At 43.1% G+C, this 23,398-nt stretch carries 17 protein-coding genes; 13 read left to right on the top strand and 4 right to left on the bottom strand.

The genetic code is table 11. The annotated features are described in order from the left end of the window. The first annotated feature begins 3 nt into the window (after positions 1–3). The 6 genes from U0R10_RS09020 to U0R10_RS08995 all read left to right on the top strand — a co-directional run bounded on the left by U0R10_RS09020 (position 4) and on the right by U0R10_RS08995 (position 12,221). Entirely contained in the window at positions 4–3,297 is a 3,294-nt protein-coding gene (locus U0R10_RS09020) for a VCBS repeat-containing protein (protein ID WP_377983640.1), read from the top strand. Then, a complete protein-coding gene (locus U0R10_RS09015) occupies positions 3,297–4,778 on the top strand; it encodes an FG-GAP repeat domain-containing protein (RefSeq protein WP_377983639.1) in 1,482 nt (493 codons plus the stop codon). Before U0R10_RS09020 ends, U0R10_RS09015 begins: the two co-directional genes overlap by 1 nt. Then, a complete protein-coding gene (locus U0R10_RS09010; protein WP_377983638.1) occupies positions 4,775–7,279 on the top strand; it encodes a TonB-dependent receptor in 2,505 nt (834 codons plus the stop codon). Before U0R10_RS09015 ends, U0R10_RS09010 begins: the two co-directional genes overlap by 4 nt. Next, positions 7,279–8,337, top strand: coding sequence for a DUF4249 domain-containing protein (locus U0R10_RS09005; protein WP_377983637.1), 1,059 nt, complete (start codon positions 7,279–7,281; stop codon positions 8,335–8,337). Before U0R10_RS09010 ends, U0R10_RS09005 begins: the two co-directional genes overlap by 1 nt. A 146-nt stretch (positions 8,338–8,483) precedes the next feature. Further along, a complete protein-coding gene (locus tag U0R10_RS09000; RefSeq protein WP_377983636.1) occupies positions 8,484–10,250 on the top strand; it encodes an acyl-CoA dehydrogenase in 1,767 nt (588 codons plus the stop codon). Positions 10,251–10,277: 27 nt separating this feature from the next. Continuing rightward, on the top strand, positions 10,278–12,221 hold the full coding sequence (locus tag U0R10_RS08995; protein ID WP_377983635.1) for a M1 family metallopeptidase: 1,944 nt from the start codon (positions 10,278–10,280) through the stop codon (positions 12,219–12,221). Positions 12,222–12,253: 32 nt separating this feature from the next. On the opposite strand, the gene U0R10_RS08990 is transcribed toward U0R10_RS08995, so the two are convergent. The 4 genes from U0R10_RS08990 to hemA form a co-directional block, all read right to left on the bottom strand. Continuing rightward, on the bottom strand, positions 12,254–13,114 hold the full coding sequence (locus U0R10_RS08990; RefSeq protein WP_377983634.1) for a prephenate dehydrogenase: 861 nt from the start codon (positions 13,112–13,114) through the stop codon (positions 12,254–12,256). Further along, positions 13,104–14,279, bottom strand: a complete 1,176-nt coding sequence (locus tag U0R10_RS08985; protein ID WP_377983633.1) for a pyridoxal phosphate-dependent aminotransferase — start codon at positions 14,277–14,279, stop codon at positions 13,104–13,106. The genes U0R10_RS08990 and U0R10_RS08985 overlap by 11 nt, the downstream gene beginning before the upstream one ends. 156 nt (positions 14,280–14,435) lie before the next feature. Then, positions 14,436–14,897: a regulatory protein RecX gene (locus U0R10_RS08980; RefSeq protein WP_377983632.1), complete on the bottom strand. Its 462-nt coding sequence runs from the start codon at positions 14,895–14,897 to the stop codon at positions 14,436–14,438. A 4-nt stretch (positions 14,898–14,901) separates the two neighbouring features. Then, the gene (hemA, locus tag U0R10_RS08975) at positions 14,902–16,173 is read right to left on the bottom strand and encodes a glutamyl-tRNA reductase (RefSeq protein WP_377983631.1); all 1,272 of its coding nucleotides are present in this window, start codon (positions 16,171–16,173) and stop codon (positions 14,902–14,904) included. Positions 16,174–16,280: 107 nt separating this feature from the next. Here hemA and U0R10_RS08970 point away from each other — a divergent pair, with 107 nt between their 5' ends. Genes U0R10_RS08970 through U0R10_RS08940 form a run of 7 tightly spaced genes read left to right on the top strand, consistent with a single transcriptional unit; the run spans position 16,281 to position 23,393 of the window. Beyond that, complete coding sequence (locus U0R10_RS08970) at positions 16,281–17,105, top strand: SDR family oxidoreductase (protein WP_377983630.1); 825 nt, start codon at positions 16,281–16,283, stop codon at positions 17,103–17,105. Then, positions 17,105–18,058 (top strand): YheT family hydrolase, encoded by a 954-nt coding sequence (locus U0R10_RS08965; RefSeq protein WP_377983629.1) that lies wholly within the window; start codon positions 17,105–17,107, stop codon positions 18,056–18,058. Before U0R10_RS08970 ends, U0R10_RS08965 begins: the two co-directional genes overlap by 1 nt. Positions 18,059–18,062: 4 nt before the next feature. Beyond that, positions 18,063–19,973, top strand: a complete 1,911-nt coding sequence (serA, locus tag U0R10_RS08960) for a phosphoglycerate dehydrogenase (RefSeq protein WP_377983628.1) — start codon at positions 18,063–18,065, stop codon at positions 19,971–19,973. A gap of 1 nt (position 19,974) precedes the next feature. Continuing rightward, the gene (locus U0R10_RS08955) at positions 19,975–21,051 is read left to right on the top strand and encodes an aminotransferase class V-fold PLP-dependent enzyme (protein WP_377983627.1); all 1,077 of its coding nucleotides are present in this window, start codon (positions 19,975–19,977) and stop codon (positions 21,049–21,051) included. 12 nt (positions 21,052–21,063) lie between these two features. Further along, entirely contained in the window at positions 21,064–22,056 is a 993-nt protein-coding gene (locus tag U0R10_RS08950; RefSeq protein ID WP_377983626.1) for a Gfo/Idh/MocA family protein, read from the top strand. Continuing rightward, on the top strand, positions 22,049–22,690 hold the full coding sequence (locus U0R10_RS08945) for a GDSL-type esterase/lipase family protein (RefSeq protein ID WP_377983625.1): 642 nt from the start codon (positions 22,049–22,051) through the stop codon (positions 22,688–22,690). Before U0R10_RS08950 ends, U0R10_RS08945 begins: the two co-directional genes overlap by 8 nt. Beyond that, a complete protein-coding gene (locus U0R10_RS08940) occupies positions 22,680–23,393 on the top strand; it encodes an NUDIX hydrolase (RefSeq protein ID WP_377983624.1) in 714 nt (237 codons plus the stop codon). The genes U0R10_RS08945 and U0R10_RS08940 overlap by 11 nt, the downstream gene beginning before the upstream one ends. Positions 23,394–23,398: the final 5 nt, after the last annotated feature.

Raw genomic sequence — 23,398 nt, 5'->3', positions numbered from 1 at the left:
AGTATGAATAAGTATCTCGCATGTTTCATTTTATCCATTGGTTTCCTTTCATGTAAATCGGGTGATGATGTGCAATTATTCGAGAAATTGCCCGCCTCGAAAACACACATTGATTTTACCAATCAAATCAAGGAAACACCTGAATTTAACATTTTGGATTACCTCTATTTCTATAATGGGGGTGGCGTTGCTTCGGGTGACATCAATAATGATGGCCTCGTGGATCTTTTTTTTACGTCTAACCAAGGTAAGAATAAATTGTACCTGAATAAGGGCAATATGGAGTTCGAAGACATATCCGAAAAATCGGGTATTGAAGGATTTTCAGATTGGAAGACGGGTGTGACCATGGCCGATGTGAATGGCGATGGATTACTCGATATTTATGTTTGTTCGGTCAGTAATTTTAAAGGGCTTGAAGGTTCCAATGAATTATACATCAATAATGGCGATAATACATTTACGGAGAAAGCAAGTGAGTACGGCCTAGATTTTACCGGTTTTGCAACACAAGCTGCCTTTTTTGATTACGATAAAGATGGGGATTTGGACTGTTATTTGTTGAATCATGCCGTACATAACACCCGTTCGTATGACCGTGTCAATACGCGGATGTTGAAAGATAACGAAGCTGGAGATTACCTGTACCGCAACGATGGCGGCAAATTCAAGGATATTTCTGCAGAATCTGGTATTTATCAAGCTGCGATGGGGTATGGTTTAGGGATTTCTGTAGCGGATTTGAATAATGACGGTTGGCTCGATATCTATGTCAGCAACGATTTTCACGAAGATGATTATTACTACATCAACCAAAAAGATGGTACATATAAAGAAGGAATCAAAGAGCATTTTAAGCATTTAAGCCGCTTCTCGATGGGTTCTGATATTGCGGATATCAACAATGATGGGTATCAAGATGTGATGACGCTGGACATGTATCCAGAGGATGAAAAGGTTGAGAAATCGTCTGTTGGCGAGGACCCATTAGATATTTACATGTACAAATTGCAGTTTGGCTATTTCAATCAGTATAGCCGGAATTGTCTCCAGTTGAACATGGGGGGGCAAAAGTTTTCTGATATCGCAGCTTCGTCAGGCGTTGCGGCCACCGACTGGAGTTGGGGTACTTTAATGGCTGATTACGATGGGGATGGTCTGAAAGATATTTTCGTTTCAAACGGTATTTTACGCAGGCCAAACGACCTGGATTACCTCAAATTCGTTATCGGAGATTCGCTGCATTATGGCTTACCTACTTCCCATAAATTGGACCAAGAGGCCATCGATTTAATGCCGAGTGGTAAAGTGCATAATTACTTATTCCAAGGTTCCAAAGATTTGCGTTTTAAAGACAAGTCTATGGATTGGGGTTTTGAGGAAGCCGGGATTTCGAATGGGAGTTCGTATGCCGACTTGGACAATGATGGGGACTTGGATTTGATTTCAAATAATCTAAATGAGCCTGCGGGAATTTACGAGAATCATTCGCGCGAATTATTGAAGAATAACTTTGTGAAAGTGAAGTTCAAAGGCGAGGGTATGAATACGTTTGGTATCGGGGCGAAGGTGATTTTGAAGACGAAGGAAGGCCAACAACTCCAGCAGATGATGCCGACGCGTGGATTTATGAGTTCTGTAGAGCCTACTTTGTTATTTGGAATCGGCCAATTAGCGCAAGTAGATTCATTGATTGTGATCTGGGAAAATGAGAAAATGCAAATCATTAAAAATCCGAAGATTAATGAATTGTTGACACTCGATCAGAAAAATGCACAGATGCTGGTAAAGGATTTTCAGTTCTTTGTCCAACCGAAGCCTATGTTTGAAGAGGTGACGTCTGCGGCGGGAATTCCTTATTTGCATTTAGAAAACACCTATTTTGACTTTAATCGTGAATTGTTAATTCCATTTAAGGTTTCCATGGAAGGCCCTAAAATGGCCGTGGGGGATGTAAACGGAGATGGTTTAGAAGATTTTTATGTGGGTGGACCGAAATACCAGTCGGGTCAATTGTACCTTCAAAAAGCGAATGGCTTTGCCCTTTCACCCCAGACTTCTTTTCATGTGGATAGCCTGTATGAAGATGTGGATGCCTTGTTTTTTGATGCCGATGGCGATAAAGATCTAGACTTATATGTGGTGACAGGTGGAAACGAGTTTTTCGACAAAATGCCTGAGCAGTTTGACCGACTCTACAAAAATGATGGCAAAGGTAATTTTACACGTGACCTAAACGCTCTGCCAGCGATGTATGATAATAAATCCGTTGTTCGTCCATGCGACTTTGATCGCGATGGTGATATCGATTTATTTGTTGGCGGACGCGTAGTGGCCTACCATTATGGTTATTCACCCAAATCTTATTTGTTGGTGAATAATGGAAAAGGACAATTCACTGACCGCACCCCGGCCTTAGCTCCAGAACTAAGAGAAGCGGGGATGCTGACCGAAGCGATTTGGGCTGATTTTGACAAAGACGGAGACCAAGACTTAACGGTAATTGGTGATTGGATGCCGATAAAAATGTTTGAAAATCAAAAGGGGAAATTCACATTAATGGAAAATGGCCTGGAGGAGTTGACAGGTTTCTGGAGTGGATTAACGGCTGGTGATTTTGATCACGATGGTGATGTTGATTTCGTGGTAGGGAACTTGGGGACCAATACGAAATTGCGGAAACAAGTAGATGGGAAACTCCGCATGTTAATTAAGGATGTGGATAAGAATGAGACGGAGGAGCATATCATCGGATATAACCGAGGAGATGATTGGTATCCGATTAATAGCAAAGATGAAATAGGGAAACAGATTCCGAGCATTATCTCTAAAAAGTATACGAAGTACAAAGAATTTGCTGGCAATACGATTGAAGAATTGTTTGGCGATAGTGAGTTAAAAGGTGCTACTGAACGTTTGGTAAATACCTTTGAATCCATTTATCTGGAAAATAAGGGCCAAGGAAAATTTGAAAGACATGATTTGCCGGCTTTGGCTCAGGTGTCCAAAGTGATGGTTTTACGCGCGGAAGATGTGGATAAGGATGGACATTTGGATGTTATTTTGGGCGGAAACTTCAATGGGGCTTCCATGTATCAAGCGCGTTATGATGCTTTTTTCGGACTTATTTTAAAGGGTGATGGAAAGGGAGGATTTAAAGCGCTGGTGCCTACGGATACTGGATTCTTGCAAGAAGGGGATGTGCGCGACATCAAAATTATCCAAACACCTAAGGGTCCCTTGTATTTTGTCACACGTAATTCAGATCGCATGCAAGTGTTTAAAAAGCTCAATTGATGCGGATAATCCTGGCAATTGCCCTTTTCTCGGTATTCTCTTATGAATTTCCAAGTTGCTCGAAAGATGTCACAGAAGGGGAGGCTTTAGCTAAGCAGTATTGCCAGTCGTGTCATGCATTTCCTGAACCAGGCTTATTGCCCCAAAATGTTTGGAAATACAGTACGCTTCCATACATGGCGGTCATGCTTGGCGTTTCAAAGGAAATTGACCAATTGCAAAAGCCTCTGTCAGATTATGCGATTATGCGTCCTCAATCTCAGCTGATTGCTGATGATGATTGGGAAAAAATCAAGGAATATTATTTGACCAAGGCGCCTAAGGAATTAGACATTCCAGCCTACGCACCTTTGGCAGAGGATCAATCTTTCTCTGTGGAAGATTTGCCTGTTGCCTTACCTAAGGGTACCATACCAAATTTCACGGCCGTTCGGATTGATGCTAAAAACCATCAAATTATTGCTGGGGATCAGTCGAATCGTGTCATTTGGGTTTTGGATGCGCAAGGAAAACCCATCCGAAAATCAGAGAATCAAAACGCGCTTACCTACATTGAACCCTGGAAGGAGCAGTATTTGTACACCTTTATAGGTACGACTACCCAAGCGAATCCGGATGTGAATGGATCTGTCCAAGTGATTGGAAAAGGGGGGCCTAAGGAACTATTGAAAGGATTAAATCGGCCAATTGAATTGAAGGCCGTTGATCTCGATGGAGATGGACAAGAAGAATTGATCACGAGTGAATTTGGGTTTATGATTGGCGGGATGACCGTTTGGAAACAAATGGGGAGCTCTTGGACGAAAAAGGTGCTTAATGCACAAACTGGGGCCACTCATGTGGATGTTCGCGATTTTAATGGCGATGGCCGTCCGGACATTGTGGCTTTATTTGCGCAAGGGGATGAGCGAATTATGTTGTACACGAATCAGGGTGGGTTGAATTTTAGTGAGACTCGATTATTGCGTTTCCCATCTATTTATGGAACAAGTTCGTTTGATATGGGTGATGTGGATGGCGATGGAGATTTAGATATTGTGTGTACGGCTGGGGATAATGCGGATTTTTCAACCATCTTGAAACCGTATCATGGAGTTTATGTATATACGAATCAAGGCAAAATGACGTTTAAGCAACAAGCTTTTTATCCTCAAAATGGAGCTACGAAAGTGATGCTTGCGGATGTAGACGCGGACGGTGATCAAGATATGTTGTCGATTGCTTTATTTCCGGATGTGGAGAAGCGACCTGCGGAGGGATTGATTTACTTCAAAAATTTGGGTAAATCTTTTGACTTAAAAACCATTCCTGTCAATCACCTCGGTCGGTGGTCAGTGATGGATATCGGGGATCTTGAAGGGGATGGAGATTTGGATGTGGTTTTAGGTAGCCATGCGGTTGCCAAGTTCCCTGCTGGCGGATTTGATCCTGCTTGGAAAAATTCCAAAGGGATATTAATCTTGCGAAACAAACGAAAATGAGGTGTAGGCTATTAGCTGTGTTGTTGTTGATTTCTTGTACCGCATTTGGTCAAAAAAGAGGCTATTTTATTTTTTCTGGAACCATTCAAGACCTTGAAACCAAGGCTCCCTTGGAAGGGGCTTCGGTATTGTTTTCGGGTTTATCGATCGGTGCTCGAACAGATTCCTTAGGTCATTTTTCCGTGACTTTACCTTCACGTTCCTACCAAATTGTTTTTCGCAGTTTGGGCTATAAATTCAAAACGGGTCGGGTCGATTTAAAGGAAAATACGCGCATGTCGGTATTCCTAGAAAAGGCAGAAGAGATTTTAGATGAAGTCGTTATTTCGACGGAAAAGTCGGACGCGAATGTCAATCGCACCATCATGGGCGTTGAAAAAATGTCTAGCAAAACCCTGAAAAAGCTGCCAAATTTAATGGGAGAGGCAGATGTGATCCGAAGTATTATGTTGTTGCCGGGTGTGTCAACGGTCGGCGAGGGGGCCTCCGGTTTTAACGTGCGGGGTGGAAATGTGGATCAAAATCTCGTGTTATTGGACGGCGTTCCTTTGTTTAATACATCGCATTTGTTTGGATTTTTTACGGGGTTTAATGCCGATATGGTTCAAGATTTGAGCTTATATAAGGGTGGTATACCGAGTATGTATGGCGGACGGGCATCTTCTGTGTTAGATGTGCGCGTGAAGGAAGGGAATTTTGACCAGTGGGGAATCCAAGGGGGTGTGGGTCCGATTTCCAGCCGATTATTGTTTGATGGGCCTTTGGTGAAAGGAAAAACTTCTTTAATTCTTGGCGCCCGTGGTTCGATTTCCGATTTTTATTTGGGCTATTTTCCTAATCCTGCATTGCAAAAAAGTAAGGCAGATTTTTATGATGTCAATTTTAAGTTGACACACAAGTTGAATGAAAACCAACGAATCTCTTTATCCGGATATGTCAGTCATGATGGTTTTAAATTTGCTTCGGATACGCTTTATTCTTGGCAAACTCAGTCCATTAGTTTTAAGCATAACGCACTGTGGGGAAGGCTAGCTCATAATTTTACGGCGTTCGTTAGTGATTATCGATATGGGATTGAGGGGATGAAAAAGGGATTGGAATTTGATTGGAAACCATCGATTAAGCAGCAAACGGTAAGGGAGGATTTGAGTTTGGATTTGAAGGGGAAAGGGCGTGTGGATTTTGGTGCAGAGTTTAATCAATATCAAAATGATGCGGGAACATTTAGACCTACATCATCATCGTCTGAAGTGAATGAATTTCCGATGCAGGTAGAAAATTCTCGAGAGATGGGGATTTATGTGGGGCATAGTGTGCCTATCGGTAAGCGTATCAGTTTAGATTATGGTTTGCGCTTTGCCTATTTTCAATTGCTGGGTCCTTTGCAAACTTTTCAATATCGGGTAGGAACGCCGCGTACTTTGAATTCGTTAACGGATACCTTGCGTTTTGCGTCTTCAGATGTGATTCAAACGTATGGAGGATTCGAGCCGCGGGTCTCTTTGGCAGTGAAATTGGATTCGAGTACCTCGGTGAAATTTGGATTTAATCGGATGCAACAGTTTATGCATTTATTGTCCAATACCATGGCGATATCGCCCGTGGATATTTGGAAGAATTCGAATGCCTATTTGCCTCAGCAAGTGGCGGATCAGTTTTCCATGGGTGTGTTTAAGAATTTCACCAATGCGCAAAATGCTGTTTTTGAGGCTTCTGCTGAGTTTTATTACAAGCGTTTGGCTAATGTGATTGATTATGTGGACGGTGCGGCTTTGTATTTAAATCCGACGGTTGAAACAGAATTAGTTGTAGGAAAAGGACGTGCGTATGGGGCGGAATTTTTCTTAAAGAAGGCGCGCGGATTGCGGTTGACTGGTTGGGTTTCGTACACGTATGCGCGGTCTTTCCGACAAGTTGGTGCAACGGAGGGTCAGTTTGCTGCCAATTTTGGCAAGGAATTTCCAGCGAATTTCGACATGCCGCATAACTTTAAATTTGTGTTGAATAATCGTTTGACTAAACGCATTTCGTTTAATGCAAACTTTACCTACACGTCTGGTCGGCCTATTACTTATCCAAATGGCCGGTATAAGATTTATGCATTTAATGATTTATACGATTATGGCTATGCCAATGGTGTTTTTCCCAGACCCGGTTTAACGCCTACGACGTATCAATATGGCGGGTCGAATAATACCTTTTTGACGAGTACGACCATTAGGCCTTTGTTGGATGGTTATTCGAGTCCAAGTTTTACCTTACGAAATCAGGAGCGTATTCCATTTTACATGCGTTTGGATATTGGATTTACGGTTGAGCCGAAAGAGGGAAAACGCTGGCAAGGGAGTTGGAATTTCTCTGTTTACAATATTTTATCGCGCCAAAACGCCTATTCAATCTTTTTCAGGTCTTCTACGGGCTTGATCAATCAGGCTCGAACGTATCAATTATCTGTGTTGGGAGCTGCGATTCCATCCGTCACCTATAATTTCAAGTTTTAATGAGGAGGATATTGGCATTTGTGGGCTTGTTAGGGTTGCTTTCGTGCGAAACGGAAATCACTGATTTTAAGACGGAGAATTTGAGTGATGCGGTGGTGGTATATGGTGAAATGACTAATCTAGCGGGGCCTTATACGGTTCGTTTGAATTTTACATCGGGTTATTCGCCTTTTGATCCTACGCAGTTTCAGGGTCAGTCGATTCCGGGTGCGGATGTTCGCATTGTGGAAGAGTCTGGGTCGGCGATTGTATTAAAGGAGATTCAAAAGGGGATGTATCAAACGCCGGCTTCATTCCAGGGTCAAGTGGGGAAAAAGTACCGGCTAAAGATTATGACGCCGGATGGTTTGGACATTGCTTCGAGCTGGCAGGTGCTTTCTGCGCCTACGGAATTAAAGACATTGAATTCCAAGTATGTGAATGCGGAAAAAGTGGAGGATATGTATTTTGAGATGCAGGCTAGTCTGCAAGACACACGCGGGTCTGATGATTATTATTTCATCAAACGCCAAGATTTCATTCAATTTTTAACGACCTGCCCGACGCCACCGGCACCACCAGCGCCTGTGCCAATTTGTTATAGTAAGTGTTGGCAAGCTGTTCAAAACACCCAGCCTATCTTAGTGGACGACGCATTTTTGGATGGCCGCGAGATAAAGGTGCCTTTGGCTGCGATTCCTTATGATGATTTTACCGAGTGGTTTGTGCAGATGGAGGTGTATCATGTAGATAAGGCAACGCATCAATATTGGAAGCGTCAAGAGGATCAACGCACTTTAGGTGGTGGGATATTTGATAAAGTCCCGGCGCAGATTATTGGTAATTTGACATGTTTGAATAATCCGGATCGCCAGGTACTTGGTTATTTTATGGTGGCGGGTAAGACGAAAAAGCGTGTGCTCGTGGATCGCTATAATGGAATCCCAGGAGCGTCTTATCAAAAACTCGTCAATCTGGTCAATTTCAAGAAGTTGCGTTATCAAGATTCACCTTTGTGGGATTGTCGGCAGGCCGCTTGGATTCCCTATAATATCGGTTTGAATTTACCAGTTTACTGATTTAAAATTCCCGTTTTTCTCCTCGCTCCTCCTTACCTTTGGCAATCCTCCAAGGTTTGCCAAAGGTAGGTGGGGAAGCCCAAAGTAGTATGCTTGCATAATAAATTTTTTCTCTGCAAATTTGTTTCCATCTAAACAGAACAAGTATGCCAAGAGAATACGATCGCCGCAACCTCGATTTTATCCTAAAAGAGGTATTTAATTATGGTCAACTGTGTAACTATCCACGTTATGCGGATTACACCCCAGACATGTTTGACATGGTCCTGGACTCATCAGAGCAAATAGCCGAACGTCACTTGCGCCCTCATTTTGTAGATGCAGATCGCAAACAAGCCGAACTGATTGACGGTACCGTACAAGTTCATCACTCCGTAGAAGCTTATGTAAAAGAAATGGGTGATTCGGGGATGATTGGCGCTACGTTCTCGTATGAAAAAGGGGGCCAACAACTCCCTTCGATCGTCGGTGGTGCCCATGAATTTATTCGCGGTGCGGCTAATAATTCCATTGTTATGTTTACGGGTCTCAGTAATGGCGCCGCACACTTAATTGCTAGTTTTGGATCAGAAGAACTTAAGCAGGCCTATGTTCCCAACATGCTTTCCGGTAAGTGGACAGGCACCATGTGTTTGACAGAGCCGCAAGCAGGAAGTTCGTTGAACGATGTGATGACAACTGCCAAAGATTTAGGAAACGGTTCCTACGCCATCAAAGGGCAAAAAATATTCATCTCTGGAGGTGATAATCACTTTTCAGAAAACATCATCCACCTAGTTTTAGCCCGTTTAGAAGGAGCTCCCAAAGGAACGAAAGGGATTTCGTTGTTTGTGGTTCCGAAGCGCCGACAAGAAAACGGTCAATGGGTTTCCAACCAAGTTTTGTCGATGGGTCTCTATCATAAAATGGGTCAAAAGGCAACACCGGCTTTACATTTGTCTTTTGGCGATCAAGGTGATTCAATCGGATATCTGGTAGGTGAGCCCAATAAAGGCCTCATGTACATGTTCCAAATGATGAACGAAGCACGCTTAGGCGTGGGTATGGGCGGCGCCTACATCGCCTCAGCCGCGTATCATTTCTCCAAACAATATGCATCAGAGCGTAGCCAAGGAAGAAAGTTGACGAATAAAGATCCGGAGACTCCACCAACGCTCATTCAAAATCATCCCGATGTTCAGCGGATGTTGTACTACCAAAAATCAATTGTTGAAGGAGCCATGGGATTACTTTTCCAATGTTTCCTTTGGGAGGATTTATCCAAATGTTTGGAAGGGGATGCGCAATTAGAAGCACAAATTTTATTAGATCTGATGACTCCTGTCGCGAAAACATATCCCGCGGAGCAAGGATTTTTAGCCGTTAATCAAGGGCTTCAAGTGCTAGGAGGTTACGGATATACCGAGGATTTTCCGCTGGAGCAAATGTCACGTGATGCCCGGATTATGTCCATTTATGAAGGAACGACCGGTATTCACGGATTAACTTTATTGGGTCGTGGAATCCCAAGCGCCCAAGGAAAAGCAGTACAAGCTTTGGTGAAATTGATCCAAGCCGATATCCAAAAAGGAATGTCACTGGATAAGACGAAACCCTACGCAGAGATGTTGGCCAACGAATTAGCTAGTCTCAATCAGGTAACCATGCATAAATTAAGCAAATCCGCTCAGCCGGATGTATTCCTTGCCGACTCTACCTTGTACATGGATTTGTTTGGCTTGATTGTTGTTGCTTGGCAATGGTTGAAGCAAGGGAATGTGGCAGCGGAGGCATTAGCAAACAATAGCGGCGAACAAGCTTTCTATCAAGATAAGATCCATACCATGAAGTTTTTCTACCATTATGAGGTTCCTAAGGCCTTAGGTTTGACAAAACGTTTGCTTGATGACGAGATTTTAACCATTTTTGAATAAAATTAATCGACTTTAAACTTCATCATTATGCTTAAAAAGCTCATTGCATTCGGATTGCTACTAGGCTCCTTGCAAGCTAACGCGCAATACAATGCGTACGAAATATTTCATCCACTTTGGAATTATGGCCCCGTTTCTTCCGCGCGCTCTGCAGCTGGAACTCCAGGCCCTGGGTATTGGCAAAATGTCGCTGATTATAAAATATCTGCTTCCTTAGACGATACCAAACGCAAGATTTCAGGAGATGTGGAGATTACCTACAAGAATTATTCTCCCGATAAATTACCTTTTCTTTGGTTACAATTAGACCAAAATTCGTTTAACACGCAATCGCGCGGAGGCAAAACTACTCCTGTGTTGGGTGGCCGTTTTGGTAACGTTGCTTTTGATGGAGGTTATGCCATTGAAAGTGTATTGGTTGATGGAAAACCGGCCAACTTTATTGTGGAGGATACGCGGATGCAAATACGCTTAGCGACTCCATTAGTGGAGAAAGCGGGTATCGCAAAAATCAAAATCGTTTATTCATTTACTTCCCCGAAAAACGGTTCAGACCGTATGGGTATTCAGGAAACTAAAAACGGTGATGTATATACGGTTGCCCAATGGTTTCCACGCATGTGTGTATATGATGACATTGAAGGATGGAATGTGTTACCATATTTAGGTGCAGGCGAGTTCTATCTAGAATATGGAAATTTTGAGTACTCCATCAATGTGCCTGCTTCACATATTGTGGTAGGTTCGGGTGAATTATTGAATCCAGCGGAGGTTTACACAGCAGAGCAAATGAAGCGCTGGGCTGCCGCAAAAACATCTGATAAAACGGTTGTTATTCGTTCAGCGGCTGAGGTTACTGATGCAGCATCGCGTCCAGCTAAAGATCGTTTGACGTGGAAGTTTTCTTGTAAAAATGCACGTGACGTAGCTTTCGCTACATCGAAAGCCTTCATCCAAGATGCATCGATGATTAATTTGCCAAGCGGCAAAAAGGCTACAGCAGTTTCGGTTTATCCAATTGAATCAGACGGAGATAAAGCCTGGGCCCGTTCTACCGAATATGTGAAGGCATCGATTGAACACTATTCAAATTGGTTATATGAATACACGTATCCAGTCGCGACAAATGTCGCGGGTATTGTTTCAGGTATGGAATATCCAGGTATTATTTTCTGTGGCTACCGCGACCAAACCGCTTCTTTGTGGGGTGTGACGGATCACGAATTTGGTCACAACTGGTTCCCGATGATCGTAGGAACAAACGAACGTAAGTTCGCTTGGATGGATGAAGGATTTAATACGTTTATCAATTTCTACTCAACAGATGCCTTCAATAAAGGCGAGTACAAGAATCCAAAGTTTGATATGCATCAAATCGCTCCGCGCATGTTCCGTGCAGAAGCTGATCCGATCATGTCGATTCCTGATGTTATTCAAGCACGTAATTTAGGTTGGGAGGCATACAATAAACCAGGTTTTGGATTACGAATTTTACGTGAAAATATCCTAGGTGCTGATCGGTTCGATTACGCATTCAAGCAGTATATCAAAAATTGGGCTTTCAAACACCCAACACCACGTGATTTCTTCCGTGCGATGGAAGATGGCGCCGGCGAAGATTTAGGTTGGTTCTGGCGTGCTTGGTTCTACGAATTATGGAAACTTGATCAGTCGGTGAAAGATGTCGTTTACATTGATCAAGATCCTGCCAAAGGCGCTTTAATCACGATTGAAAACCTAGACAAGATGGCTATGCCAGCGATTGTCGAAGTAGAAATGGCGGGTGGCACGAAAGAACGTTTCACGTTCCCGGTAGAAATTTGGCAGCGTGGAGCTACATGGACCTTCAAGACATCAACGAATCTTCCGATCAAGTCGGTGACAATTGATCCAGACCATGTCTTCCCAGATATCAATGGCAAGAATAATGCATGGAAGCCAATTGCTTACAAGGCTCCAAGAGGAAACTAATAAAAAAGCCCCGACACACATCGGGGCTTTTTTTATTGCTTATTCAGGATTCGGCCAATATCATTGGCCTTACCCAGTTCATCTTTCAATTTGTCATAACTGCCGGAGAGCATCAAGCCTTTGTATTTCAATAAGGTATTGATGTATTCATCTAGCACATCCATCAGGTTCTCTTGATTTTGATGAAAAATTTGACTCCACGTTTCAGGAGAAGATTTCGCCAAACGTACCGTCGATTCAAAACCGGTCGAAGCTAATTCAAAAATACGCTCCTCATTTTTTTCTTTTTCCAATACCGTATTGGCTAACGCAAACGAACAAATATGCGATATATGTGAGATATAGGCCGTATGTACGTCATGGTCAATCGATTCCATGTAAATCAAGTTCATTCCCAATCCATCGCGGTATAAACTTTCAATGGTCTCAATAGCTTCGGGTGAACTTAATTCCTTATCGCAAATAACCCCACGTTTACCTACAAATAATCCATCCACCGCAGCTTCCGGTCCAGAAAATTCCGTTCCAGCCATCGGGTGGGTCGAAACAAATTGCGCACGTTTCGGGTGATTTTTTAGTGCTTCGTACACGGGTGTTTTGGTTGAGCCAACTTCAATCACGATTTGGCCCGGCTTTAATTGATCCAAAACATTCGGAATGATTTGTACCAAAATATCTACCGGTGTTGCGCAAACAAAGATATCCACACGGTCAATGGCTTCGGATAAAGGTAAAACTTCGTCAACTAACCGCAGGGAAAGCGCCTTGATTGCGTGGGCCGGATTAGCTTCAATTCCAATAAGTTCTGAAGCCCAACCAGATGCGCGCAAGCCTTTCGCGATGGATCCACCTATTAACCCAATTCCGATAATACCTACTTTCTTAGATTCCATTGCTCTGCGTTTTAATGCGATCTATCGCCGTTTGAAAAACCTCTTCTTTGGCACATAACGAAATCCGCACATACCCGTTGCCCTGTGTGCCAAAAATCCCCCCAGGGGTGATAAACACCGCATTTTCATCCAATACCTGGTCGGATAGTGCATAGCCAGATTCAACGGAAGCTGGCACGCGAGCCCAAACAAACATACCAGTTTGTGCGGAATCATATACGCAATCCAAAAGATCCATTAATTCAAATACCTTCTTTTGACGTGACAAGTATATTTCATTTTGACGCGCAAACCAGTGAGCATCTGCAGATAAAGCCTTTACCGCGGCTTCTTGTAAAGGTAAAAACATACCAGAGTCCATGTTGGACTTGAATTTCAACACCGGCCCCAATAACTCCGCTCGACCGAAAGCCGCACCGATGCGCCAACCGGCCATGTTGTGGGATTTGGAAAGTGAGTTTAATTCAATGGCTACGTCTTTCATGCCGGGAACGGCCAACATGCTAACGGGATTGTCATTCAAGATAAAACTGTACGGATTATCATTGACCAATAATATGGAATGGCGAATTGCGAAATCGCGCAGTTTAGTAAAAAATGCGATATCTGCTTTGGCACCCGTGGGCATGTGCGGATAGTTTACCCACATAATTTTTACTTTCGATAAATCTTGTTGGCCCAACGCATCTAAATCAGGTAGCCAACCATTCGCTTCCGTTAACTCGTATGCTTGAACCGTTGCCCCAGCCAGCGAACACGCTGCTTGGTAAGTTGGGTAGCCCGGATTCGGAATCAAGGTCACATCTCCTGCCTCTAAATAGGCCATGGCGATGTGCATGATGCCTTCTTTGGAGCCGATTAATGGCAATATTTCAGCAGCTGGATCGACTGTCACACCGTAATGCTTGGCATAGAACGCGGCAAAAGCCTCGCGTAAAGCTGGAATTCCTTGATACCCCTGATAGGCGTGGTTGGCAGGATTAGCTGCGGACGCAGTCAATGCCTCGATTGTCTCCGTAGCAGGAGCGAGGTCTGGACTGCCTATACCTAGGTTAATGACCGGAATACCGGCAGCGCGTAATGCAGCGATTTGCTTGAGTTTCGTGGAGAAATAGTATTCCTCTACGGACTGTAAACGCGAAGCGGGTGAAATAGAAAAGCTCATAAAATAAAAATGCCGACTCACAGGCCGGCGAAAATAAGTTAACATCAAAAACCTATCAAACCGGTTACGCGCAGACGTAGTATCCTGCGTAATAATAACCTGCGTAATAAGTAGTTGATTTGAAATCCATGTCTCAAAGGTAGGAAAAAAATGATTTTATGCAAATCCCTTCGGAAAAAGACCTTTCAAGACCTGAGAAACAAGACTAGGCTCAAAGCCTTTGGACAAACCCGTCCGGTAACACTTTTGGTATTTTTCGTTCGGGGTTCCTGATTTGAGCGAAGTTGCTTTTTTTTCGAGTAGGACTTTTAGGGCTTCTGTATAATCTCCTTCAGCAATTTCATCCCAATGCGCTTGTATGTCCGAATCTGAAATTCCTTTTTTACGCAATTCAAACTGAATTTTCCCGCGTCCCCACTTTTTCTGGTTGAATTTGGAGCGGATAAATAGACCAATGAATCTTTGCTCATTCAGGTAATTGTTTTCTTGCAACCACTGGATATAATCGTCCTGCAGGTCAGTGCCGTCTAATTCCTGAATTTTTAGTTTGATTTCTGAGATGCAGCGTTCCTGATAGGCGCAATAGCGGGCCAATTTAGTCAGTATTGCGCTGTCCATGCGATTAGGATTCGTGCTCTTCGAATTGCTCGAGGTTGAAGAGGTCATTCAATACATCCACCATCGTTTCAGAATCCCCACGTTTGCAGGCTGCTTTCAAATGAATAATGGGTTGCTTGATGATTTTTTGTACCAAAGAAGCTGTGATTTTTTCTAGTTTCTCTACTTCTTCTGCACTTAGACCTTTCAGGTGACGATTGATTTCTTCCTTGCGGATTTGCTCCAAAGCACCTTTTAATTTGTGAATGGTCGGTGAAACTTCCATCTCTTTAGACCAATCATTGAAGCTTTCAATACTTTCCTCGATGATGACACGCACATCTGGAATGGATGCCATGCGGGCAGCTAAAGCCTCATCTGCACGTTCTTTCAACGAATCGATGTTATATAACAAGATGCCTGATACTTTTTCAACGGCTTCTTCAATGCTCCGAGGAACAGATAAATCGATGAAATATTTAAATGAAAGTAATTGCATGCCTTTCAATTTCTCTTGTGTGATGATCGGAGCATCTGTCCGCACGGAGGATATGATAATGTCAGCTGCTTCAACTTCCTTGCAGATATCTTCAAACGGAGCGACACGGAAGTTTTTCCCTTGTGCCACGCGTTCTGCTTTTTCGATGGTCCGGTTCATCACCGTCACCTCAGCAAAATCTTTATCCTCTAAATTTTTACATACGTCAATCCCAATTTCACCTAATCCTAAGATTAAGATTTTAGGTGTAGCAATAGCTTGAGCTAGTTCCTCCGCTAGGGCAACGGTCGCATAAGAAACAGATGCAGCCCCGTCACGGAATGAGGTTTCTTGCGCAACACGCTTATTCGAATAGAAAATGGTATGCATTAAGCGATGCAAATATGGACCGGCCATGTTTAAGTCGGCTGCCAATTGATACGCTTTTTTTATCTGGTTTGGAATCTGCAAATCACCTACCACTTTGGACTGTAGGCCAGTGGCAACCTCAAAAAGGTGTTTCAAGGAATCGTTTGTTTCATCCATTTGGATGAAGTAATGCACATAATCGCTGGTATTTGTTAATCCTTTTTCGATTAGCAATGCCTTGATTAGGTCATTTGAGAAGGATTCTTGTGAGGTGTAATATAGTTCGGTGCGGTTGCACGTCGATACAATCAATAATTCTTGTAGGCCGAATAAATCTTTACACTTGAGTGTAAATGCCCGACTTTCTTCCTCGCTCAATGCAACCATTTCCCGAATGGTGAGTGGTGCGCTGCGATGAGAAATACTTACTGACTTAAACGGTGTGATCATTCGATTATTCGTGCAAAAACTAGTTTACAAAAGTACAACGCAAAAATTAAAATTTGACAAGTCTTTGCAATAAAATCGTAATTTAGATAAAGTTTAATTAGACGCACATGGACTTCAGAAACAAAACAGTTTTCATTACTGGTTCCTCTCGAGGTATTGGTTTGGAAATAGCTAAAAAATTAGCCTCATTAGGTGCAAACATCATTATCGCTGCCAAAACAGCTGAACCTCATCCCAAATTACAAGGGACTATTTTTTCCGCCGCAGAAGAGATTGAACGCTTAGGAGGTCGTGCCCTGCCTTGCATGGTCGACATTCGTGATGAAAATCAGGTTTTTGAAGCGGTCAATCAAGCGGTGGCCACGTTCGGAGGTATCGATATTTTAATCAATAATGCATCAGCTATTCAGTTGACAGGGACTCTAGAAACAGAGATGAAGCGATTCGATCTGATGCATGGCGTAAATGCCCGCGGGACTTTTTTGGTTTCTAAAGCCTGCCTACCTCACTTAATGAAGTCGGCAAATCCACACGTCCTAACCCTTTCGCCTCCGTTGAATTTTGAGGCACGATGGTTTAAGCATCATGTCGCCTATTCGATGGCAAAATTTGGCATGTCATTAGTAACGTTAGGGATGTCTGCGGAATTTGAAGGTAAAGTAGCTTTTAATTCTTTATGGCCGCGTACCATTATCGCGACAGCTGCCATCGAATTTGCCGTGGGGAATGCGGATATGATGCGCAATGCGCGTAAGCCGAGTATCATGGCGGATGCCGCAGCGGTCATTTTATCACGCGATCATAAGACGTGTACGGGTCATTATTTTATCGATGATGCGGTCCTGGCCGAAGAAGGCATAACAGACTTCAGCGCTTATAAAGTGGATCCAACGGTGGATGATCGCTCTTTAATTCCAGACTTTTTTATTTAATGCACAGTTACAAGCCTCCTATTTGGTTACCTGAAGGTCATTCACAAAGTATTTACCCGGCACTTTTTCGGAAAATTCCAGACATGCTTCCGAAGACGGAACGATTGGAATTACCAGATGGCGACTTTGTTGATTTAGATTGGTACATCCGAGGGGGTACGCTGTCACAAAAACCCTTAGTTATTGTGTCGCATGGATTGGAGGGGAGTAGTCGCCGACCGTACGTTACGGGATTGATCCGCGCATTGCCGAATTTTCATGCGCTCGCATGGAATTACCGGAGCTGTTCAGGTGAGCCCAATCGAAATTTGCGCTTTTACCACAGTGGAGCTACGGATGATTTAGACCACGTGATTCAACATGCCATTTCATTGGGCGTACGCGATATCTATCTGGCAGGATTCAGTTTAGGTGGCAACTTGACACTAAAATGGTTGGGCGAACACGCGGAAAAAGCTTCAAAATTCATTCGAAAAGCTGTAGCATTTTCTGTACCTTTACACCTTTCCAGCAGTAGTCAGCAATTGACTCGCCGGGAAAACAGCCTCTACACACATCGCTTCTTACAAACGCTATTAGAAAAAGTGACTGAAAAGTCGGCCCGATATCCACAGGATATTACGCCGTCTATGCTTTCCGCTATAGGTAGTTTGTACGATTTTGATGATGTCATAACAGGCCCATTACATGGATTTAAGGATGCAGAGGATTATTATGAACAAAATAGTTCCTTGTATTTCCTCGATGGTATTCGTGTTCCAACCCTCGTGGTGAATGCGAAAAACGATCCTTTTTTGTCGCAGGAATGTCTTCCTGAAGCGATTCAGTCTGATCACGTTCAGATTGAGTTGCCCAAACAAGGAGGACATTGCGGGTTTTATCCTCGGAATTATCGAGGAGAAACTTGGTCCGAACAACGGGCTGCCAGGTGGTTTAAGGAAATTGAAATTTGATATTATGTCTACTAAGGAGCTGGAACAATTAACGATTGTCATCGATTTTGACAGTACATTCACCAAGGTCGAGGGCCTCGATGAATTAGCGCGCATCGCGTTAGAAGGGAATTCCAAACAAGCTGAGATCGTGGGAAAGATTCGCGAAATCACCGACAAAGGGATGACCGGAAATTATTCATTCGCAGATTCTTTGCGAGATCGCGTGGCGTTATTGCCTGCGAATCGTTCGCATGTAGACCAATTAATCACTTTCTTAAAGGGCAAAATTTCAGAATCATTTAAGCGCAATAAAACGTTTATCAAAGAGCATGCAGATCAAATTTTAATTGTCTCTAGCGGCTTCAAAGATTTTATCGTTCCTGTCGTAGAAGAAATGGGTATTGCTGCTGCAAATGTGTACGCGAATACGTTTACCTATGATGCCGACGGTACCATTACGGGATATGATCAAGCTAATTTGCTATCTCAAGATCGCGGTAAAGTTAGTTTATTGCAATCATTAGCTTTAGACGGAGAAGTCTATGTGATCGGTGATGGATATACAGATTATGAATTACGCGAGGCCGGTTTAGCGAATAAATTTTTCGCGTTTACAGAGAATGTTTCACGCAAAGCGGTGACTGATAAAGCGGATTTTGTGGTTCCCTCTTTGGATGAGTTTTTATATCTCAATGGCTTAAGTCGGGCACAGTCCTATCCAAAGTCACGTATCAAAGTTTTATTATTAGAGAACGTGCATCCAGCGGCTGTTCAATTATTCAAGAAGGAAGGTTTCCAGGTTGAGCTGTTGAAGGGGGCACTAGACGAGGAGGAATTGATTGAGAAAATCAAGGATGTCTCGATCATCGGTTTGCGTTCAAAAACTAATTTAACAAAGAAGGTACTCGAGCATCCAAATGCAGCCCGATTGATGTGTGTGGGTGCTTTTTGCATCGGTACTAATCAAATTGATTTGGCGGAATGTGAGAATCGCGGGATTGCCGTATTTAATGCGCCTTATTCAAATACAAGAAGTGTCGTCGAATTATCGATTGGCTTAATGGTGATGTTGACCCGTAACATTTTCGAAAAATCTACGAAGATGCACGCTGGTGTTTGGGATAAATCAGCGACCAATTCATTCGAGATTCGCGGAAAGAAAATCGGTTTAGTTGGTTACGGAAATATCGGTACACAGATTTCTGTCATCGCGGAGGCATTAGGTATGGAGGTTTATTTCTTCGATATCGTAGACAAATTAGCGCTCGGTAACGCCAAAAAATGTAATAGCTTAAAGGAATTATTGTCGACCGTCGATTTCGTGAGTTTACACGTAGATGGGCGTAAATCAAATACGGACATCATCGGAAAGCAAGAGTTTTCTTGGATGAAAGACAATGTGATCTTCTTGAACTTATCACGGGGTCACGTCGTTCAAATCCCCGCATTAGTGGAGGCGATTAAATCAGGTAAGATTTGGGGTGCGGCAATCGACGTATTTCCGTATGAACCGAAAACGAACGATGAGGAATTTGTCAATGAATTACGAGGCTTGCCTAATGTCATTTTGATGCCACACATTGGTGGAAGTACAGAAGAAGCGCAGGCGAATATCGGGGAGTTTGTGCCTTCGAAGTTGTTGCAATTCATGAACAATGGTAGTACATACGGTTCGGTGAATTTCCCAGAACTGCAGTTACCACCTTTGGAAAATGCACACCGTTTGTTGCATATACACCACAATGTGCCGGGTATTTTGGCACAAATTAATAATGTATTTGCCAAATACCATGTGAATATCATCGGTCAATATTTGAAAACGACGGAGCAGACAGGTTATGTGATTACGGATGTCGCGAAAGAATATGCGGAGGAAATTGTCAATGAGTTGAAATTGATTGATAATACGATCAAATTCAGAATGTTATATTAATATGAGCACGTTTTTTACACCCGGTCCTGCAGCCTTATTCCCTACCGTTGAGGCACATTATGCAGCGGCATTTCGTCAAAATATTGGATCGATTTCACATCGTTCGGCGGCATTTCGTAAGATTTACCAACATGCCGATGAGCAGTTGCGCCAATTATTTGCCTTGCCGAAAGAAACTGCGGTGTTGTTTACAGGATCGGCTACGGAAATTTGGGAGCGAGCGATTATGAATTCTGTGGAGCATGAAAGTTTTCACTTAGTGAACGGCTCGTTTTCTAAGAAGTTTTTTGATTTCTCACAAGAGCTTCACAAATATGCGCATGCGATGCATAAGCCTTTTGGTGAGGGTTTTGATGCGGCAGAAGTGACGGTGCCAGAATATGCGGAGTTGATTTGTTGCACGGCCAATGAAACCAGTTCCGGTGTTCAGATGCGCGCAGCTGAGATTCATAAGATTAAGAAGGCAAACAAAGATAAGTTGGTGATGGTGGACATGGTTTCATCCGCTCCTTATCCGAATTTAGATTTCAATTTAGTTGATTCGGCGATGTTTTCGGTGCAAAAAGCGTTTGGAATGCCGGCAGGTTTAGGTGTTTGGATTGCGAATGAAAAGATGCTAGCGAAGGCGGAGCGCATGAAACTTCACGGAGATACGGTGGGAACCTATCATTCGTTACCGAGTCTTTGGGAGAATTACAAGAATTTTGAAACACCTGAAACGCCTAATGTGATGGGGATTTATGTGTTGGGGAAAGTGGCCGAAGATTTCAATCGTATTGGGGTAGATGTGATGCGGAAGGAAACGGATCGCAAAGCAAAGGCATTATATGATTTTGCCAAGAAGTCGGACCAATTTGACATATTTGTAACAAATGAGTCACATCGTTCGGCGACTGTTGTGGTGTTAAACTGCAAGCAGATGGCTGGCGATGTTATTAAACAAGTACAGGCAAAAAGTGATTTTATTTTGGGAGCGGGATATGGAAAAATGAAGGAGACCCAAATACGTATTGCGAATTTTCCTGCAGTAAATTTGGACCAGGTGGAGGCTTTAATAGCTACATTGGGTTCGTTATAAGTTAAACCTACTATGAAAACAGATCAACCCATTCGTTGGGGTATACTCGCATGCGGAGGCATTGCGCGTAAATTTGCCGACGATCTTACGCATGCCAAAAATGGCCATTTAGCCGCTGTTTCCTCTCGAGATATCAAACGGGCTCAGGAATTTGCTTCCCATTATGACCCTTCCGTGAAGGCATTTGGCTCATATGAAGACATGCTTTCCAGTGGAGAAATTGATGTGGTATATATTGCTTCACCGCATGGCTTGCATTATGAACATACGATACTGTGTTTGGAAGCGGGAATTCCTGTATTATGCGAAAAGGCATTTGCTATCAATAGCAAGCAGGTCGCTGCGATGATTGCGAAGGCGCGCGAAAAGAAGTTGTTTTTAATGGAGGCATTATGGACGCGTTTTCATCCGTCTATTGCCAAATTACAAGAAATCATTGCTTCAGGACTTATTGGTGATATCAAACATGTGGTCGCTGATTTTGGCTTTAAGGCTGAATATGATGAGGAGGCTCGTTGGTTTAATCCACATCTGACTGGAGGATCGTTGTTGGACATCGGTATTTACCCCTTATTTATTTCGAAACTGTTATTAGGCCAACCGCTTGAAATGAAGGCGACGGGCGTCATGGCGCCATCTGGGGTGGATATGAATTGCTCGATTGCGACGAAATATGCCTCTGGTGCTACGGCAAGTTTGTTTTCGACGTTTGCAGCACAAACGGATACGACCTGCACGGTATATGGAACGCTTGGTAAAATTTATATGCATCCGCGTTTTCATGAAACGAAGGGGATGACTTTGACGATTTATGGGGGAGAGGAGACTGTGATGGAGACGGAGCGTTTAGGTTGGGGCTACAGTTATGAGGCGGATGCAGTGCAGGAAGATTTGCATGCAGGTCGCACGGAAAATGCCTGGATGTCGCATCAATTTAGTCAGGAATTGATGGGTTTATTAGATGAAATTCGTTCACAAATCGGTTTAACATATCCAAATGAATAAGATACTCTTTGCCTTATTACTTTTTGTAAGTACCTCATTAGTAGCTCAATATCCGTTTGAAAAGGAAATTGTTGCTTACGAGAAACAAGATTCGTTGGCCATGCCTGCCAAGGGACAAATCCTTTTTATTGGTTCTTCTAGTTTTCGTCTTTGGAAGACTTTTGCTACCGATATGCAGGGCCTGCCGCCAGCCTTTAACCGGGGATTTGGCGGGTCAACCTTAGCGGATGCTTTGTATTATTTTGATCGGATGGTGGTGAAATATCAGCCGAAGTGGGTGATCATGTATGAGGGCGACAATGATTTAGCGAAGGGGAAAACACCGGAAGTCATTGCGGCTGAATATGATGAATTTAAAGCGCGTTTAGCGAAGCAGGTTCCCGGAGCAAAATTAGTTTTTGTGGCTGCAAGGCCAAGTTTAGCTCGGACCGCTTTATTGGCCAAACAACGCGAGCTGAATAGTTTGATTCAGTCAAAAGGTGGATATTTTATTGATATGCATTCCCCATTTTTCTTGCCCGATGGGTCGTTGATGCAAGATATTTTTGTGGCCGACAAGCTTCATTTGAATGAGAAGGGCTATGTGATTTTTGCGAATCAAATTCGCGCATTTGTTCTAAAATATGTTAAGTAGATTTAAGCAAACAGAACTTTGGTTACCTGGAATTTCCGTTGACTGTGTGATTTTCGGTTTTCATGAAGATCAACTCAAGGTCTTGTTGTTGAAATTTCAAAATACACGTGTCTGGTCTCTGGCTGGAGGCTTTGTGGGTGTTGACGAGGATGTCGATCAAGCGGCGGCTCGTGTATTGCTAGAGCGTACGGGATTGTCGGATATATATCTGGAGCAATTTTATACCTTTGGCGATTTAGCGCGCAATGACCGGGCGGCGGAGGAGCATCGTGGTGTTAATGCGGCGATGGGGTCCCTGGATAATGATTTATCCTGGATGGCCAAACGTTACATTACCATCGGATATTATGCATTAGTTGACTATTCCAAAGTGATGGTTAATCCCGGAGAATTCTCTGATGCAGCGGAATGGGTTGATATCGTAGCCATGCCTCATCTCTTTTTAGATCATAATAAAATTGTGAATAAGGCTTTGGAGGCATTAAGGCTATCATTAGATGAGAAATTAGTCGCATTTAATTTACTCGGGGAAACCTTTACCATGTCTGACATACAAATGGTGTATGAGACGATTTTAGGAAAGAAATTAGTGCGGACAAATTTTCAGCGGAAGATGTTAAGTTTAGATATTCTCGAGCGGATCGAAAAGAAATTCACCGGAGGGGCACACAAAGCACCGTATTTATACCGCTTAAAATCGTAGGACTC

Source organism: Aquirufa avitistagni, assembly GCF_042715545.1.
Taxonomy (GTDB): domain Bacteria; phylum Bacteroidota; class Bacteroidia; order Cytophagales; family Spirosomataceae; genus Aquirufa; species Aquirufa avitistagni.
The sequence above is the reverse complement of the archived record's forward strand: the minus strand, read 5'-3'. Positions and strand labels throughout refer to the sequence as shown.